Source organism: Paraburkholderia saeva, assembly GCF_907164555.1.
Lineage (GTDB): Bacteria > Pseudomonadota > Gammaproteobacteria > Burkholderiales > Burkholderiaceae > Paraburkholderia > Paraburkholderia saeva.
Window position 1 is genome coordinate 270,847 of sequence record NZ_CAJQZC010000009.1, and the last position, 14,648, is coordinate 285,494.

Annotated in this window: 14 protein-coding genes; 3 read left to right on the plus strand and 11 right to left on the minus strand. The window is 62.2% G+C overall.

Annotated elements, in window-relative coordinates:
• Nucleotides 1–73: 73 nt before the first annotated feature.
• The 3 genes from LPA36_RS22620 to LPA36_RS29455 form a co-directional block, all read right to left on the minus strand.
• Entirely contained in the window at nucleotides 74–1,276 is a 1,203-nt protein-coding gene (locus LPA36_RS22620; RefSeq protein WP_228881777.1) for an NAD-dependent formate dehydrogenase, read from the minus strand.
• A gap of 151 nt (nucleotides 1,277–1,427) precedes the next feature.
• Nucleotides 1,428–2,411: a LysR family transcriptional regulator gene (locus tag LPA36_RS22625; RefSeq protein ID WP_228881778.1), complete on the minus strand. Its 984-nt coding sequence runs from the start codon at nucleotides 2,409–2,411 to the stop codon at nucleotides 1,428–1,430.
• 5 nt (nucleotides 2,412–2,416) lie between these two features.
• Nucleotides 2,417–2,548, minus strand: a complete 132-nt coding sequence (locus tag LPA36_RS29455) for a hypothetical protein (protein ID WP_267478591.1) — start codon at nucleotides 2,546–2,548, stop codon at nucleotides 2,417–2,419.
• Nucleotides 2,549–2,761: 213 nt separating this feature from the next.
• Here LPA36_RS29455 and LPA36_RS22630 point away from each other — a divergent pair, with 213 nt between their 5' ends.
• On the plus strand, nucleotides 2,762–3,922 hold the full coding sequence (locus LPA36_RS22630; protein WP_228881779.1) for a porin: 1,161 nt from the start codon (nucleotides 2,762–2,764) through the stop codon (nucleotides 3,920–3,922).
• Between the two features lie 67 nt (nucleotides 3,923–3,989).
• Here the strand turns inward: LPA36_RS22630 and LPA36_RS22635 are convergent, their stop codons facing one another.
• Nucleotides 3,990–4,907, minus strand: coding sequence for a LysR family transcriptional regulator (locus tag LPA36_RS22635; protein ID WP_228881781.1), 918 nt, complete (start codon nucleotides 4,905–4,907; stop codon nucleotides 3,990–3,992).
• A 115-nt stretch (nucleotides 4,908–5,022) separates the two neighbouring features.
• Here LPA36_RS22635 and LPA36_RS22640 point away from each other — a divergent pair, with 115 nt between their 5' ends.
• Nucleotides 5,023–5,901: an NmrA/HSCARG family protein gene (locus tag LPA36_RS22640; protein ID WP_228881782.1), complete on the plus strand. Its 879-nt coding sequence runs from the start codon at nucleotides 5,023–5,025 to the stop codon at nucleotides 5,899–5,901.
• A gap of 42 nt (nucleotides 5,902–5,943) precedes the next feature.
• Here LPA36_RS22640 and LPA36_RS22645 read toward each other — a convergent pair whose 3' ends face one another.
• The 6 genes from LPA36_RS22645 to LPA36_RS22670 form a co-directional block, all read right to left on the minus strand.
• Complete coding sequence (locus LPA36_RS22645; RefSeq protein WP_228881784.1) at nucleotides 5,944–6,432, minus strand: VOC family protein; 489 nt, start codon at nucleotides 6,430–6,432, stop codon at nucleotides 5,944–5,946.
• 155 nt (nucleotides 6,433–6,587) lie between these two features.
• Nucleotides 6,588–7,658: a rhodanese-like domain-containing protein gene (locus LPA36_RS22650; protein ID WP_228881859.1), complete on the minus strand. Its 1,071-nt coding sequence runs from the start codon at nucleotides 7,656–7,658 to the stop codon at nucleotides 6,588–6,590.
• A gap of 62 nt (nucleotides 7,659–7,720) precedes the next feature.
• On the minus strand, nucleotides 7,721–8,377 hold the full coding sequence (locus LPA36_RS22655; RefSeq protein ID WP_228881787.1) for a peroxiredoxin: 657 nt from the start codon (nucleotides 8,375–8,377) through the stop codon (nucleotides 7,721–7,723).
• A gap of 233 nt (nucleotides 8,378–8,610) precedes the next feature.
• Nucleotides 8,611–9,642, minus strand: a complete 1,032-nt coding sequence (locus LPA36_RS22660) for an alpha/beta fold hydrolase (RefSeq protein ID WP_228881789.1) — start codon at nucleotides 9,640–9,642, stop codon at nucleotides 8,611–8,613.
• 40 nt (nucleotides 9,643–9,682) lie between these two features.
• On the minus strand, nucleotides 9,683–11,191 hold the full coding sequence (locus LPA36_RS22665; protein WP_228881792.1) for a M81 family metallopeptidase: 1,509 nt from the start codon (nucleotides 11,189–11,191) through the stop codon (nucleotides 9,683–9,685).
• Between the two features lie 84 nt (nucleotides 11,192–11,275).
• Nucleotides 11,276–12,589 carry an MFS transporter gene (locus tag LPA36_RS22670; protein WP_228881794.1) on the minus strand — a complete coding sequence of 438 codons (1,314 nt, stop codon included), beginning with the start codon at nucleotides 12,587–12,589 and terminating at the stop codon, nucleotides 11,276–11,278.
• A 140-nt stretch (nucleotides 12,590–12,729) separates the two neighbouring features.
• On the opposite strand from LPA36_RS22670, the gene LPA36_RS22675 reads away from it, so the two are divergent.
• Nucleotides 12,730–13,692, plus strand: a complete 963-nt coding sequence (locus tag LPA36_RS22675; protein WP_228881860.1) for a LysR family transcriptional regulator — start codon at nucleotides 12,730–12,732, stop codon at nucleotides 13,690–13,692.
• A 58-nt stretch (nucleotides 13,693–13,750) separates the two neighbouring features.
• Here the strand turns inward: LPA36_RS22675 and LPA36_RS22680 are convergent, their stop codons facing one another.
• Nucleotides 13,751–14,647 (minus strand): LysR substrate-binding domain-containing protein, encoded by an 897-nt coding sequence (locus tag LPA36_RS22680; protein ID WP_228881795.1) that lies wholly within the window; start codon nucleotides 14,645–14,647, stop codon nucleotides 13,751–13,753.
• Nucleotide 14,648 lies beyond the last annotated feature (1 nt).

The window sequence follows — 14,648 nt, forward strand, 5'->3', positions numbered from 1 at the left end:
TGCCAAACATCAGGTTTGCGTCAACATGCCAAACCGGCGCCGTTGGGGCGCCGGTCAGGTCAAACCCGTCCGCTTACGCGATCTTGAAGCGTGCCGCCTCTTCCGAACCCGACGTCGCATTCCCGGCGCTATACGAGTGAGCGCCGACGCCCGCGAGCCGGCCGCCGTCCACGATCAGATATTCGTCGCGGATTGGCTGCTTCGCGAACCAGCATTCGAGAATCTCGCGCGTGCCGGCCGCGTAGCGTGCCTGCGCGGACAGCGTCGTGCCCGAGATATGCGGCGTCATGCCGTTGTGCGGCATCGTGCGCCACGGATGATCCTGCGGCGCGGGTTGCGGGAACCACACATCACCGGCATACCCGGCCAGCTGGCCGGATTCGAGCGCGCGCGCGATTGCATCGCGATCCACGATCTTGCCACGCGCCGTGTTCACGATATACGCACCGCGTTTCATCTTGCCGATCATCTTTTCGCCGAAGAGGCCTTCGGTTTCGGGATGCAGCGGACAGTTGATCGTGACGACATCGCAGACACGCGCCATTGATTCGGCGTCCGGATGCCACGTCGCGCCGAGTTCGCGCTCGACATCGAGCGGCAGACGATGACGGTCTGTGTAATGCAGCTTGACGTCGAACGGCTTCAGCCGCCGCAGCACCGCGGCACCGATCCGCCCTGCTGCAACCGTGCCTACGTGCATGCCTTCAAGGTCATACGCACGCTCGACGCAATCAGCGATGTTCCAGCCACCTTTACGCACCCATTCGTGCGACGGCAGATAGTTGCGCACGAGCCCAAGAATCATCATCACGACGTGTTCGGCCACGCTGATGCTGTTGCAGAACGTCACCTCGGCCACGGTAATGCCGCGTTCCATCGCGGCCTGCAAATCGACGTGATCCGATCCGATGCCGGCCGTCAATGCAAGCTTGAGTTTCGGCGCCTTTGCGATGCGTTCAGCCGTCAGATAGGCCGGCCAGAACGGCTGTGAAATAACGACCTCGGCATCGGCAAGCTCGCGCTCGAACGCCGAATCGGGGCCGTCCTTGTCCGAGGTCACAACCAGCGTGTGCCCCTGCGATTCCAGGAATCTGCGTAGACCCAGCTCGCCCGATACGCTGCCCAGCAGCTCACCCGGCTTGAAATCGATTGCTTTCGGTGTCGGCGCACTCTGGCCGTCGTGATAACGCGTGATCTGGGGCACGTCGTCGCGTGCGTACTGCTTCGGCATTCCGGTGACGGGATCGTCATACAGCACACATAGAACCTTGGCCATGTTGTCTCTCTCCATTCGGGACGGGCGCAATGTCATGTCGGCGCCCGGTCGACGCATCGTCACCGCGGTTGCGCGACGATGTGATGGAGTCTGTCCCGCCTCAACAGGCCGGTCCAATCGTTTGGACAGATTGGCTGATAAGGGTCCGTTATCAACCGGCGTCGCCAGTCGCGCGTGCACGTCGCCTGATGGACGTCACGTCAGCAACCGCAGGTTCGAAGGCGCCCGGTAACAGCGCATCGAATTCAGCCTGCAGATCGAGACGCTCCGCCGAACGCCACATCGCCGAAACCAGCGGCGGCAACGCCTCGCGATTGCGCGTGACAAGGCCTATCTCACGTGTCAGTTCAGGTTCGAGCAGCGAATGACCGACGTCGTTTCCGGCTGGGAGCACGCCCAGGAGGCTGTGCGGAAAAATACTGAACAGCCCTGCGTGCAGCACATGCGCGTACAACGCGAGAAGCGAGTCCGTCTCGACCACGACAGTGGGTTGAACGTTTTCGCGCCGGAACGCGGCGTTGACGGCCTGCCGGTTCTGCATGGTGGCCGGCAGCAGACCCAGCGGCACCGTGCCCAGCGTGTCCCACCGTCGCGTGCTGCCGGTAGATTCGGCGCGTGCGTGCGGCGGCGAAAGCAGGATGTAGCGCTCGCGATAGAGCGGCATCACGCTGAAGCCTGCCTGCACGCGTGAATCGAGGTATGTAAGGCCGATATCGAGCTCGAGGTCATCCAGTTGCCGATGGATCGCATCGGAACTCAGCGAATGCACTTCGTAGCGAATGTGCGGATGCTGCTGCATGCAGGCGGCGAAAATTCGCGATGTCACCGGCATTACCGTGGGAATCGCGCCGACGCGCAGCGTGCCAACCAGCCGCGCCTGCGCTGCCGATGCGTCCTGCCGCATGTTCTGCAATGTTGCGAGCGTCTGACGCGCCCAGCCAAGCACGCGCTCGCCGTCCTCGGTAAAGCCGACGAAGCGCCGTCCGCGATTGACGATCGTCACGCCCAGTTCCGATTCGAGCGTGCGGATAGCTGTCGAAAGCGCCGGCTGCGACACGTGACACGCATCCGCCGCGCGCGCGAAATGCTTCTCTTTCGCCAACGTCACGAGATATTCGAGTTGACGGATAAACATGAGCGTTACGCGAGCAGAGCTTGGTAGAACGCACCGTAAAGCGCCTTTCCGCCCGCGCGCGACGACCGCCAATGATGCTCGACCTCGACGAACACGGTCTTTGCGGCATCGGCACCTCGCTTGTTCGCTGCTTCCATCCGTGCGCTCCGGCTGTATCTCGTGGAATATAGCGGCGGGTCACGGGTTGTCCCTGCCGCGCCGAACTTTCGTTTGTGTCAGAAAGGCGACAATTCCTTTCAATACCGTTTACGGATATATAACGCATCGTTATATTCCAAAGGATACAACGAAAACAGGACGCGTCACCCTGCTCAAAGACGCGCGGCGCAATCACCCTGGAAAAAGGAAAAATGAAGAAGACTCTTATCGCCACAGCAGTCCTCGGGAGCGTCACGCTCACCGCCCATGCGCAAAGCAGCGTGACGCTGTATGGCCTGATCGATGCCGGTATCAGCTACGTGAACAACGCCCGTTCCGGCACGAGCCATGACAGCCTCGTCAAATACGACGACGGCGTGGCATCCGGCAGCCGTTGGGGCCTGCGTGGCAGCGAAGATCTCGGCGGTGGCCTCAAGGCGCTCTTCGTGCTCGAAAGCGGCTTTAACAGCGGTAACGGCACACTCGGCCAGGGCGGTGCGTTGTTTGGCCGCCAGGCGTTCGTCGGACTTTCGCGGGACGGCATGGGTTCATTGACGTTCGGTCGCCAGTACTCGTTTTCGACCGACTACCTCGGCGGCAACTATTCGACCGGTAGCCAGACCGTCGCCGGCAACTACGCTTATCACATCAACGACGTAGACCAGCTGACCTCCAGCCGGATCAACAACGCGGTCAAGTTCAGCAGCGCGAACTTTGCGGGACTGACGTTCGGTGCGTTGTATGGTTTCTCGAATTCGACGTCGTTTGCCGGCGCGCCGGCAACCGGTACGCCCGCCGCGCCGGTCGCGGGTTCGTCGCGTGCGTACAGCTTCGGCGTCAATTACGCGAACGGTCCGTTCGGCATCGGCGCCGCGTACACGGATATCCGCTATCCGAGCCAGGCCGTTCCGCCGTTCTCGACAACCCTTGCGAACGTCTCCACCGGCACCGTGCGCGACCTGCGTACGTACGGTGCCGGTGGCCGCTATGTGATCGGCGCAGCGACGTTGTGGGCGCTGTACACGAATACCCGTTTCGAAACGCTGACGGGCGCAGCCACAACATTCGCAGCCTACGAGGCGGGCGCCAGGTATGCGTTTACGCCGGCATTGACGGCCGGCGCGGGCTATACGTACATGCACCTGAGCAACGCGAATACGGGACACTGGAATCAGGGCGATCTGAGCATCGACTACGCGTTGAGCAAGCGCACGGACGTATACGCGCTGGGCATTTACCAGATCGCTTCGGGGCACAACGGTACGCAGGATCTGCAGGCCCAGATCGGTTCGAGCACGAGTTTCTTTGGCCCGTCGGGCGCGGGTGCTGACGATCAGCTGGCATTCCGCGTGGGGATTCGCCACCGCTTCTGATCGGCGCATCACCCACTGAGGCGGCACGCCCGGCTCGGCTCCGGGCGGCTGCTCACAATTGCATGTCTCAATCTGCCGGCGTGACCGGTCGGCCATCAAGGCCGACCGGTTGTCGCCCCGGCAAATCCTGAAGCATGTCCATGAACGCGCGGACCTTCGCGCTCAAGAGACGCCGCGAGTTGTAGAGCGCCCAGATTTCCACCGGCGCACCCACGCTTCCCCAGCACGCGAGCCGTCCGGTCGACACGTCCTGCTCGACCAGCAACTTCGGCAGCAACGCCGCGCCGACGCCCTCCAGTACCGCATCGCGGGCCATCAACAGCGACGAGAAGCGCAGCACCGGCAACGGCTTGAGCGTCCTGATGCGTCCATCGTCCGTGCGCATGTCCCATCGCGTTCCCGTCGGCATCGTGGTCCGCACGACGGCCGGGACGGCCAGCTCCGCTTCGTCGTGTTCCAATGCCGGGGGCACTGCCAGCGTGGGCGATGCCACCACAAGACGCTCGTCTTCGAGGATGCGCCTTCCCATCAATCGCTCGTCGTGCGCGGGATCGATACGGATCACGAGGTCATAGCCTTCATCGACCGGATCGATCAAGCGGTCGTCTGCAACAACCTCAAGTTCGACGTGCGGGTAGGCAAGCGCGAAGCGCGCCGCGATCGGGCCCAACAGCGCGTGCGAGAAAACCACTGGCGCACTGATTCGCAATCGCCCCCGCGGAACAGGCGCGCGCGAAGCAACGACCTCGCCCGCCTCCTGAATCTCCGCCATGAGCCCGCGGGTGCGCTCATGGAGGACGACACCCTCTTCTGTCAAACGCAGCCTGCGTGAGCCTCGCTCAATCAGTCTTACCCCAAGGCTTTCCTCGAGTTCTGCAACACGTCGCGACAACGTGGCCTTCGGGCGGTCGAGGGCCCGGCTGGCCGGCCCGAAACCGCCATGCAGCGCCACTGCGTTGAAATCGCCCAGCGAGACCAGATCCATGGTCGTTCCATTTATGAGACGAGGCGTATGAATCCTGCCACTTTCGGGCGAAGAACGGAACGAATATTGTTCGATTCACGGGCTAACGCAGCCCATCCCCCTCATGGAGATCGTCATGGCAATTCTCGTAACAGGCAGCACGGGCGTGATCGGCAAGCAGGTTCTTGCGCATCTGGACGGCAGCGATGCCGAAGTGCGGGCGCTGACGCGTTCACCGGAGAAAGCTCAATTCGCCACTGGCGTCACCGCCGTCAAGGGCGATCTTTCCGACGTCGACCTGATGCGGCAGGCAATGAAGGGCATCAGCACAGTGTTCCTGCTGGCGCCCAATACCGCTGACGAACTGACCCAGGCGCTGCAGGCGCTGAGCGTTGCGCGGGACGCCGGCGTGAAAGGCATCGTGTATCTGTCGGTGTTCAAGGGCGCTGATTACGTCGACGTGCCGCACTTCACCAGCAAATACACGGCCGAACGGATGATCGAACGCCTCGATCTGCCAGTGACCGTGCTGCGCCCCGCGTATTTCATCCAGAACGACGTGAGACAGAAGGATCCGCTGCTCACGCACGGCGTGTACGGCATGCCGATCGGCACCAAAGGCATCTCGATGGTCGACGTCCGTGATATCGGCGATGCGGCCGCTCGCGAACTTCTGCGCCGTGAGCATGCCGCCGGTCCGTTGCCGCGAGAAACGTATGAGCTTGTCGGACCTGACGTAATCGATGCGGATACGGTCATCTCTATCTGGTCCGAGGTGCTGGGGCAGCCGGTCCGCTACGGCGGCGACGATCTCGATGTCCTTGAACAGCGTCTCAAGTCAGTCGCCCCTGGCTGGCTTGCGTACGACATGCGCCTCATGTTGAGCCGATACCAGCAGGACGGTGCGGCCGCATCGAAAGCGGAAGTCGGGCGTCTGGCGACGCTGCTCGGCAGGCAACCCAGGTCCTACCAGGACTTTGCAGTCGCGATGGCCGCGGCGTGGACAAAGTCCTGAGCTGCCATGCCGCGCGGTGCCGTGCCAGGCGCGGCGTATTCGCTAGTTCGCCGTTCCCGAATACGCCGCTTTTAGTGTGGCGATATCGAGCTTGACCATTTTCATCATGGCGTCGGTCGCGCGTCTGGCCTTTGCCCGGTCGGGGTCGCCCATCATATCGATGAGAACGCTTGGGCAGATCTGCCACGAAACGCCGAAGCGGTCTTTCAGCCAGCCGCATGCCTCCGGCGAGCCGCCTTCGAGCAGGGCACTCCAGTAACGGTCGATTTCTGCCTGATCCTCGCAGTTGACCATGAAGGAAACCGCATGGTTGAACGGATCATGGTTCCCTGCGCTCATGGCGTAGAACGTCTGCCCAAAGAGCACAAACTCGACGAGCTTCACGGACTCCGGCGGCCCGCTCGGCGATTCGCTCGGCAGTGAATTGACCCGGACGACCCGCGAGTCGGGAAAGATGGCGGTATAAAACGCAGCGGCCTCCTCGGCTTCCCGTGCGTACCAGAGAAAAGGCGTGATCTTCTGTATCGCCATGGCAAATCTCCTGTCATATCGAACAAAGGCGCCGCAAGCGGCGTGCCGTCATTGAGACAACGAACCAGGGGCGCAAGATTCGACACGTCGGGAAAAAATGTTTCCGGCTTTCAGGAGGCCGGTTCGTATCGGCCGGCGCCACACTGACGCTTCATTCAGACGCTGTCCGACGCCACGGGGAGCGCCTCGGTCTTCCAGCGCAGCATGCCGCCGGCGAGGTTTGCGACCTTGCCAAAACCTGCCTTCGTCAGCAAGACGCTTGCCTGCGCCGAACGCACGCCCGAGCGGCACACCGCCACCACTGGCCGCTCGCGGTCCAGCTCATCCAGTCGGTTCATCAGTTGCGACAGGGGTATCAGGCGCGCACCCGGCAGATGACCCAGCCGGTCGATGAATTCCGGCGCTTCGCGCACATCCACGATTTGTAACGCGCCCGCATGCTCCAGCAGCGTCATGGGCTCGATCTCCCACACTCCGCTAAAGCGCAGCGTCAGCGGCGCCCATGCCGGCGTCTCTGCCGGCAATGCATCCTGATCCGGCTGTCCGCAGCGCAGGTTGGCGGGAACCGCCAAGGCCATCAGTTTGGGATGCGGCAGGTTCAGGTTGTTCATGTGCCCGGTGAAGTCGCCGAGGTCCACGTCTCCGCCAAGGCGCGGGTTGAAGCGCCGCTCTTCGAGCACACTGGTGACAGTGATGCCGCGATAGTCGTGGGCCGGATAAAGCAGGCAATCGTCGGGCAGCGTGAGGATCTGCTCGCGCACGGACGCAAACAACTGCTGCGGACTCCCCTGCTGGAAATCAGTGCGCCCACATCCGCGAATCAGCAGACTGTCGCCGGTGAAGGCCATGCGCTCATTGTCCAGAACATAGGTCAGGCAGCCGTTCGTATGGCCGGGTGTCGCGCGCACGGTCACGTAGCGGCTTCCGAAGTCGATGCGGTCGCCATGGCACAGCGGCTGATTCACGCCCGTGGCGCCGGCCGCCTCGGCGAGCGCGATACGACTGCCACAGCGCTGGTTCAAACGCCACGCGCCCGTGACATGGTCGGCATGGACGTGGGTGTCGAGCGTAGCCCGCAACCGCAGGCCCAGTTCCTCCAGCAGCGCCAGATCACGCGGCACCTGCTCGTAAACCGGATCGATGAGAAGCGCCTCGCCGCGCTCACCGTCACCCAGCAGGTAGGTATAGGTGGAGGAACTGGCGTCGAACAGCTGGCGAAAGATCATCATTACGCTGTCTGAAGAAAGAGGGGGCGCGGCGTTCCAGTGTGAACCCACCGCGCCGTGGATCAACCGGGTTGCTTTGTCGTGCGCAGGTACGGCTTGATGGTCTTGAAGCCGGGGAAGGACTGCGCCGCTTCTTCGTTGCTGACCGCTGGCGTGATGATCACATCCTCGCCCTGCTTCCAGTTCACCGGCGTGGCCACCTTGTGCTTCGCGGTCAGCTGCATCGAATCGAGTACGCGCAGGATTTCGTCGAAGTTGCGGCCGGTGGTCATCGGGTAGGTCAGCATTAGCTTGATACGCTTGTCCGGGCCGACGATAAAGACCGACCGCACGGTCGCGTTGTTGGCAGGCGTGCGTCCTTCGCTCGTATCGCCTTCGTCTGCCGGCAGCATGTTGTAAAGCTTCGCGACGGCCAGATCGGTATCGCCAATCATCGGATATTTGACGGTGGCGCCCTGCGTCTCTTCGATGTCGGCAACCCATTTGTCATGGTTCTCGACCGAATCGACGGAAAGGCCAATCAGTTTGGCGTTGCGACGGGTGAACTCGGGCTCGATTCTGGCCATATAACCGAGCTCAGTGGTACAGACGGGTGTGAAATCCTTGGGATGTGAGAACAGAATGGCCCACTGGTCGCCAATCCACGCATGAAAATCAATGGTTCCCTGCGTGGTGCGGGCCGTAAAGTTGGGGGCGACGTCATTGATGCGGAGTGACATGTCGATTTCCTGTGAAGTGGTTTGCGAAACGGGAGACCTTATACACCTGCCCGCATAGTATCCCTCACAGCAGCCCTGATAGCGACAGTGCGATTCCCGGAAGCTCGTGCGCAGCGGATGCGCGCGAGTGTCTGCGACCGGTTGCAGCAGGCCGCTGATCCACGCGCAACGCCGCCATGACGTCCTTGAGATTTTTGCCGGCGACGGATACGTCGCGACACAAAAACGCGCCGTCACATACGCACGACATCGATGATCGCGTCGGCGAATGCTTTCGGCGCTTCCTGCGGCAGGTTGTGTCCGATACCGCCGCCGATGTTCCGGTGCGCGTACTTGCCCGTGAACTTCTTTGCGTACGCAGCCGGATCGGGATGCGGAGCAGCGTTCGCATCGCCTTCCATCGTGATGGTCGGAACGGAAATGGCCGGTCCCGTTGCCAGACGCTTTTCGAGCTCGTCGTACTGAGGCTCGCCCTTCACGAGCCCCAGACGCCAGCGATAGTTGTGAATCACCACCGCAACGTGATCGGGGTTGTTGAACGACGCGGCCGACCGCTCGTACGTCGCATCGTCGAAGTTCCATTTCGGCGATGCCGTATGCCAGATCAGCTTGTTGAAGTCGTGGCGGTTCGCCTCATAACCCGCATAGCCGCGCTCCGTGGCGAAATAGAACTGGTACCACCACGCGAGTTCGGCCTTCGGCGGCAGCGGCGCCCTGTTGGCCTCCTGACTGCCGATCAGATAGCCGCTCACCGACACCATCGCCTTGCAGCGTTCCGGCCAGAGCGCGGCCATGATGTTCACGGTACGTGCGCCCCAGTCGAAGCCGCCGAGTATCGCCTTGTCGATCTTCAATGCGTCCATCAACGCGATGATGTCGACCGCAACCACAGCCTGCTGGCCGTTGCGAGGCGTATCGGCGGACAGGAAGCGCGTCGTGCCGTAGCCGCGCAGATACGGCACGATGACCCGGTAGCCGGCGGCCGCGAGCAATGGTGTGACTTCCGCGAAGCTGTAGATATCGTAGGGCCAGCCGTGCAGCAGGATGACGACCGGTCCGTTCTGCGGACCTGCTTCGGCATAGCCCATGCTGAGCGCGCCAATGTTGACCTGCCGGATGATGTCGAACGACGTGACACGCGGTGCCGCATTCGTGCTGTTCGTCTGCGCGTGGGCAATGCCGCTGAGTCCCAGCTCCAGCAAACTGATACCGGCTACGGTCGTCCCCAGCAGACGACGGCGTCGCATATTGATCGGGTCCGGCATGGTTGATTCTCCTTGATGATTCGGCAATCCGGGGTTCGGGTTAAGCGGATGCCGTGTTGAAGGAACTGAACGTTGGACCCATTGGCCGCACGCGCATGTCCGGGTCGAGGCGCTTCCACGGAAGATCAGCAGGATCGGCGGCCATTGGCCCCGGCGCTTTCGCTACGAGAATCGCCTCGGCAATGGCCTCGAAATCTGCACGAAAATGAACTGAGCTCTTGTTGACGAGGATCTTCATCCGTTCGGGCTCGATGCCCGCCACGCGGAACAGGTTCCGGTCGAAAACCTGCATCTTCACGGAGCTCACTGCAATCCTCACGCCTTCGATACGCAAACAGGCAACCGGTCCCAACTCGCCCTGCATTCCGTTGAGCATCGGTCCATCGAAACGGAACGACCCGTCAGACAGATGCTCGACTTCGAATTCAGCTTCCAGCGGCGAGTCGCCCTGCGCGCCAGAACGACCGCCCAACGCCACCGAAATTCGCGCGCCCACACCGGCGCGATGCGCCTCCGCTGCGGCCTCCGCATCCCAGATCACGCCCACGGCCGCGTCGGTCGCGCCATTGCGCAACAGCGCCCGCACCATGCCCATGGTGTTCGAGTCGCCGCCTACGCCTGGGTTGTCCTGCGTATCGGCGATGATGACGGGCCTGGTTGACGTTCTGCTCATCCGGATCGCTTCGATTGCGGCTTCGTCGGGCGTCAGGAACGGCACATCCCAGCGCGACTCTTCGCTCATCATTTTCGAAAACAGCGCATCCACCGCGTGTTCGGCGTCATCCTTGCTGAATGCGTACGCCCAGATCGTCGGACCGCACTCCGGGAAATCAGCCGCCGGAAAACCTGGGGCAAACGACAGGGACATGACAGGCGATTTTTCCAGATTCTCAAGCAACGTGTACATTCCGCGCGCAGGCTCCACCAGGGTGCACATGCCGTTCACCGGAACAAGAAACGGCACGCGACGCACCGCACACTGCAGCGCGCGACCTTCCAGCACCAGTTGATCGAGAATGCGCGCGGCGCGTTCGCCGGTTTCGGCCATATCGACGTGCGGATAGGTCCGGTACGCGACGAGCGCGCTGGCATGCGCGAACATCCGCGTGGTGACGTTCGCGTGCAGATCGAGGGACACGACAACCGGCATGCGATCGCCGACGATCCGGCGCACGCGTTCGAGCAGCTCGCCCTCTCCGTCGTCGTGCTGCCCGGTCACCATCGCGCCGTGCAGATCGAGATAGATCGCGTCGAACCCGCCCTCCTCGACGGCGGCGATGATCTCGCCGCCGATCCGCTCGAACGCATCCGTCGTCACGTGTGCCGACGCACTGGCGCCGGCCCAGATCACTGGCGTCAGTTCGTGGCCGCCTGCTTCGGCAACCTTGATGAACCCGCCGATCGGAACGTTCACGTCGCGAAGCGCAAGCACATCGGCGCCGCGCACCATCGGCGGAAAGCCCTCGCCCTGAACGAAACTCGTATAGGACGCTCTGGTCGGCGCGAAGGTATTGGTTTCATGCTGGAAACCGGCGATCAGGATTTTCATGCGCTTCACCTTTTGCTCAAATGACATGTGCCTGTGCGGACACAATCGTCCGGATGCCAGCGCTTTAACTGGCGACAGAATTTCTTACGCGTGATGAGCGGGCTGCGTCCGGCTCTTCCTCGGCGTCAGCTTGCCCGACAGGATCAGAACGGCCGCGACCGCTGCAATAGAGGCCATGACGAAGAGACCGGCATGCATGCTTCCCGTCCATGCCTTCGTCCAGCCGACCATGGCCGGGCCCCAGAATCCGCCGGACAGGCCGACGGTGTTGATGAGCGCAATACCGCCAGCCGCTGCCGTTCCTTCGACAAGCTCGGAAGGAATCGCCCAGAACACCGTATAGGCCATCCACAGAAAAGCGGTTCCAAACGTCAGCGCCACCAGCGTCAGCGTGAGATTTCCATCTGCGAAGATCGTGGCGATCAGGCTGATCGCGGCGCCCAGTGCCGGTATCGCGCAGTGATAGCGCCGTTCGCCCACGCGGTCGGAGCGCCGCGCGGCGAGGTACATGCAGATCGCGGCCGCGACGTAGGGAATCGCGGTGTACCAGCCGAGGCGGATCGTATCGGTGACGCCCTGTTCCTTGAGCAGCGTCGGCAACCAGAAGCTGATCGCGTAGATCGGAAAAATGATGCTGAAGTACGCGAGCGCAAGCACGTAGACCGTCGGGCTTTTCAGCACGGCCTTGAACGAATCCGCGCGGTGCTGGCCCGGCGTGGTCGCGTGCTGCAACAGGCGTTTTTCGTCATCGTTCAGCCAGCGTGCGTCCTCAGGTCGATCGGAGAGCACGCGCAGCGTCAGGAGGCCCAACGCGATGCAGGGCAGGCCTTCCACCAGAAACATCCATTGCCAGCCGGCAAGGCCGCCGACCCCAGAAAGGCTCGTCATGAGCCACGCAGACAGCGGGCCGCCGACAATCCCGCCGAGCGGTCCCGCCACGAACACGAGCGCGATGGCGCGCGCCATGCGGGCGGGGCCGTACCAGCACGACAGGTAATAGATCATCCCCGGCGCAAAACCCGCCTCGAACACGCCGAGCAGGAAGCGCATGGCGTAGAAGGCCGGCACGTTGCGCACGAACAGCATGCAGGCCGACGTAATGCCCCACAGCACGAGAATGCGGCTGAATGTCCGGCGCGCGCCGACCCTCGGCAACATGAGATTGCTGGGTATTTCGAACAGGACATAGCCGATGAAGAAGATACCGGCGCCCACGCCATACGCCGCATCGGAGAACCCCAGATCAGTCTGCATCTGGAGTTTGGCGAACCCGACGTTCACGCGGTCCAGATACGCAAACATGTAGCAGGTGACGAGAAACGGCAGGAGCCGCCAGTTGAGCTTGCTGTAAAGCGCTGCGGCCCCATCGCGCGTGGTCGATGGGTAGATTGCTGACATGTGTGTCTCCCGGTTTTCTTCCCAGACCCCGGTCGTGGGGGTTGAATTCATGGTGGCAGGGCAAAAGAACACTAGCAAGAGCAACTAAGTTCACATATCGTTGCTCCACGGGCAACACTGGTTCATTCGGGAGCGAGGAAATGCGGGAGATCAACCAGCAGCGTCTGCGATATTTTCACGAGGTGCTTACGCACGGCACGATTCGCGGCGCGGCTGAACACCTCAATACCTCGCCCTCCGTCATCACGCGGCAGGTCAGGCTGCTCGAAGACGAACTGGGTGCCGTGCTGTTCGAACGCCAGGCGCGCGGGGTCAAACCGACGGAGGCCGCTATTCATCTGCTCGAGTTCTGGCAGGGCTACCGCTCGCAGCAGGAAAAACTCGAAGACCAGTTGCACGCGTTACGCGGGCTTCAGACGGGGCATATCCAGCTGGCGATCAGCGAGGGGTTTGTCGATACACTCGTCGATGACGTGATCGCGCCGTTCTGCGCGCGCTACCCGCGCCTGGAAATCAGCATGACGATGCTCGCGGTCGACGCAATACTGGACGAGGTCGCGGAAAGCCGGGCTCACATCGGGCTTGCCTACAATCCGCCGCCCCATCCGCGCATCGAATATCGCGCGAGCTCTGCACAACCGGTCGTGCTGTTGCTGAGAAAGGATCATCCGCTCGTCAAAAGGAAAGGACCGGCCAGCGTCGACGATCTGCGTACGTACCCGCTGGCCGTGATGCCTTCGACATTCGGCATCGGACATGTCGTGAAGATGCTGGAGTTGAGTGAGAACATCACGATCCGCCCGACAATCACGACAAACTCGCTCAGCGCCTTGAAGCGCTTTGTGACAGCGGAAAATTTCGTGACGCTCATCGGCGAATTTGCTGCCAGTCGTGAGCTTGCGAGCGGCGAGCTCACGACTGTTCCGATTACACATCCGCTGTGCGAAAGTGCGCAGGCGAGAGCATTGGTAAAAACCGGCAGGCCGCTCGCCGCCGGTCCGCTCGAACTGCTCCGGTGGATTCAGGAACGCATGCCGATGTTTGCCGCGGGCAGGACGCAGGAGCCGCGCAAGCGGAAGACGGCATCACACCGCAGAGGATGACCGCAACAGCCGTAGCGGTCTGTCGAAGACGATCTGCGCAGGTTTGAGTCTGCGCCACTCAACTTGCGGAATGACTCACGGAGGACACGCTCAGATCCAGCGTTGCCGCCACACTCAGGAACGTCTGGACGATGCCGCGTTTGCGTTGACTGTGGAGGCACACCACGGAATCGATATTGCAGGCACACAGCTCCACAAGCGGAACGGCAACCGTGCGTGGGCTGTCAGGCACCTCGCGTTCGAGTACAAAACCGATGCCGAGACCTTGTCGGACCGCTTCCACAACAGCTTCACGGCTACCCAGTTCCATCGCGGTGGAAAGTGAGCGTTGCGCACGCTGCAACGCTTCATCGATGAGCCGCTGCGTGTTGGAACCGAACTCCCGGCGGATGACGGGATGTCCATCGAGATCGGCGAGCGAAAGGCTTTCATACGTCGCAAGGGGATGATCGCCGGGCACGAGCACGCGCATATCCTGCCGGGCAACGGGAATGGCCATGACGCGGGCATCGCTTGCGGCATTGCCGATCACCGCCGCGTCCACCCGGTAACCGAGAAGATCGTCCCACACCTCGCGCTGGCTGCCCAACGCGACGGAAATATCGATACCCGGATACTCCTTCCTGAACGCGGCAACCACCTGTAACGCCACATGAGGTCCGTCCGCGGCAAGTTTGAGACTGCCGCGACTGAACGCGGTGGCGAGACTCACCAGATCCTCGATCTGCTCTTCGGTCGAGAACATCTGTCGCGTCAGCTCGAAGAGGGGCCTGGCCGCGTCGGTCAGGTGCACACCGTCGCTCGTTCGCACGAACAAGGCCTGCCTGCACGATTCCTCGAGGTTGCGCACCTGCGTGGTGATGGCGGGCTGGGTCAGACCCAGAAGGCTTGCCGCCTTCGAAAAACTGCCCTCTCGTGCGACGGCGTCGAACGCGCGCAGCTGGAAGTAACGCATC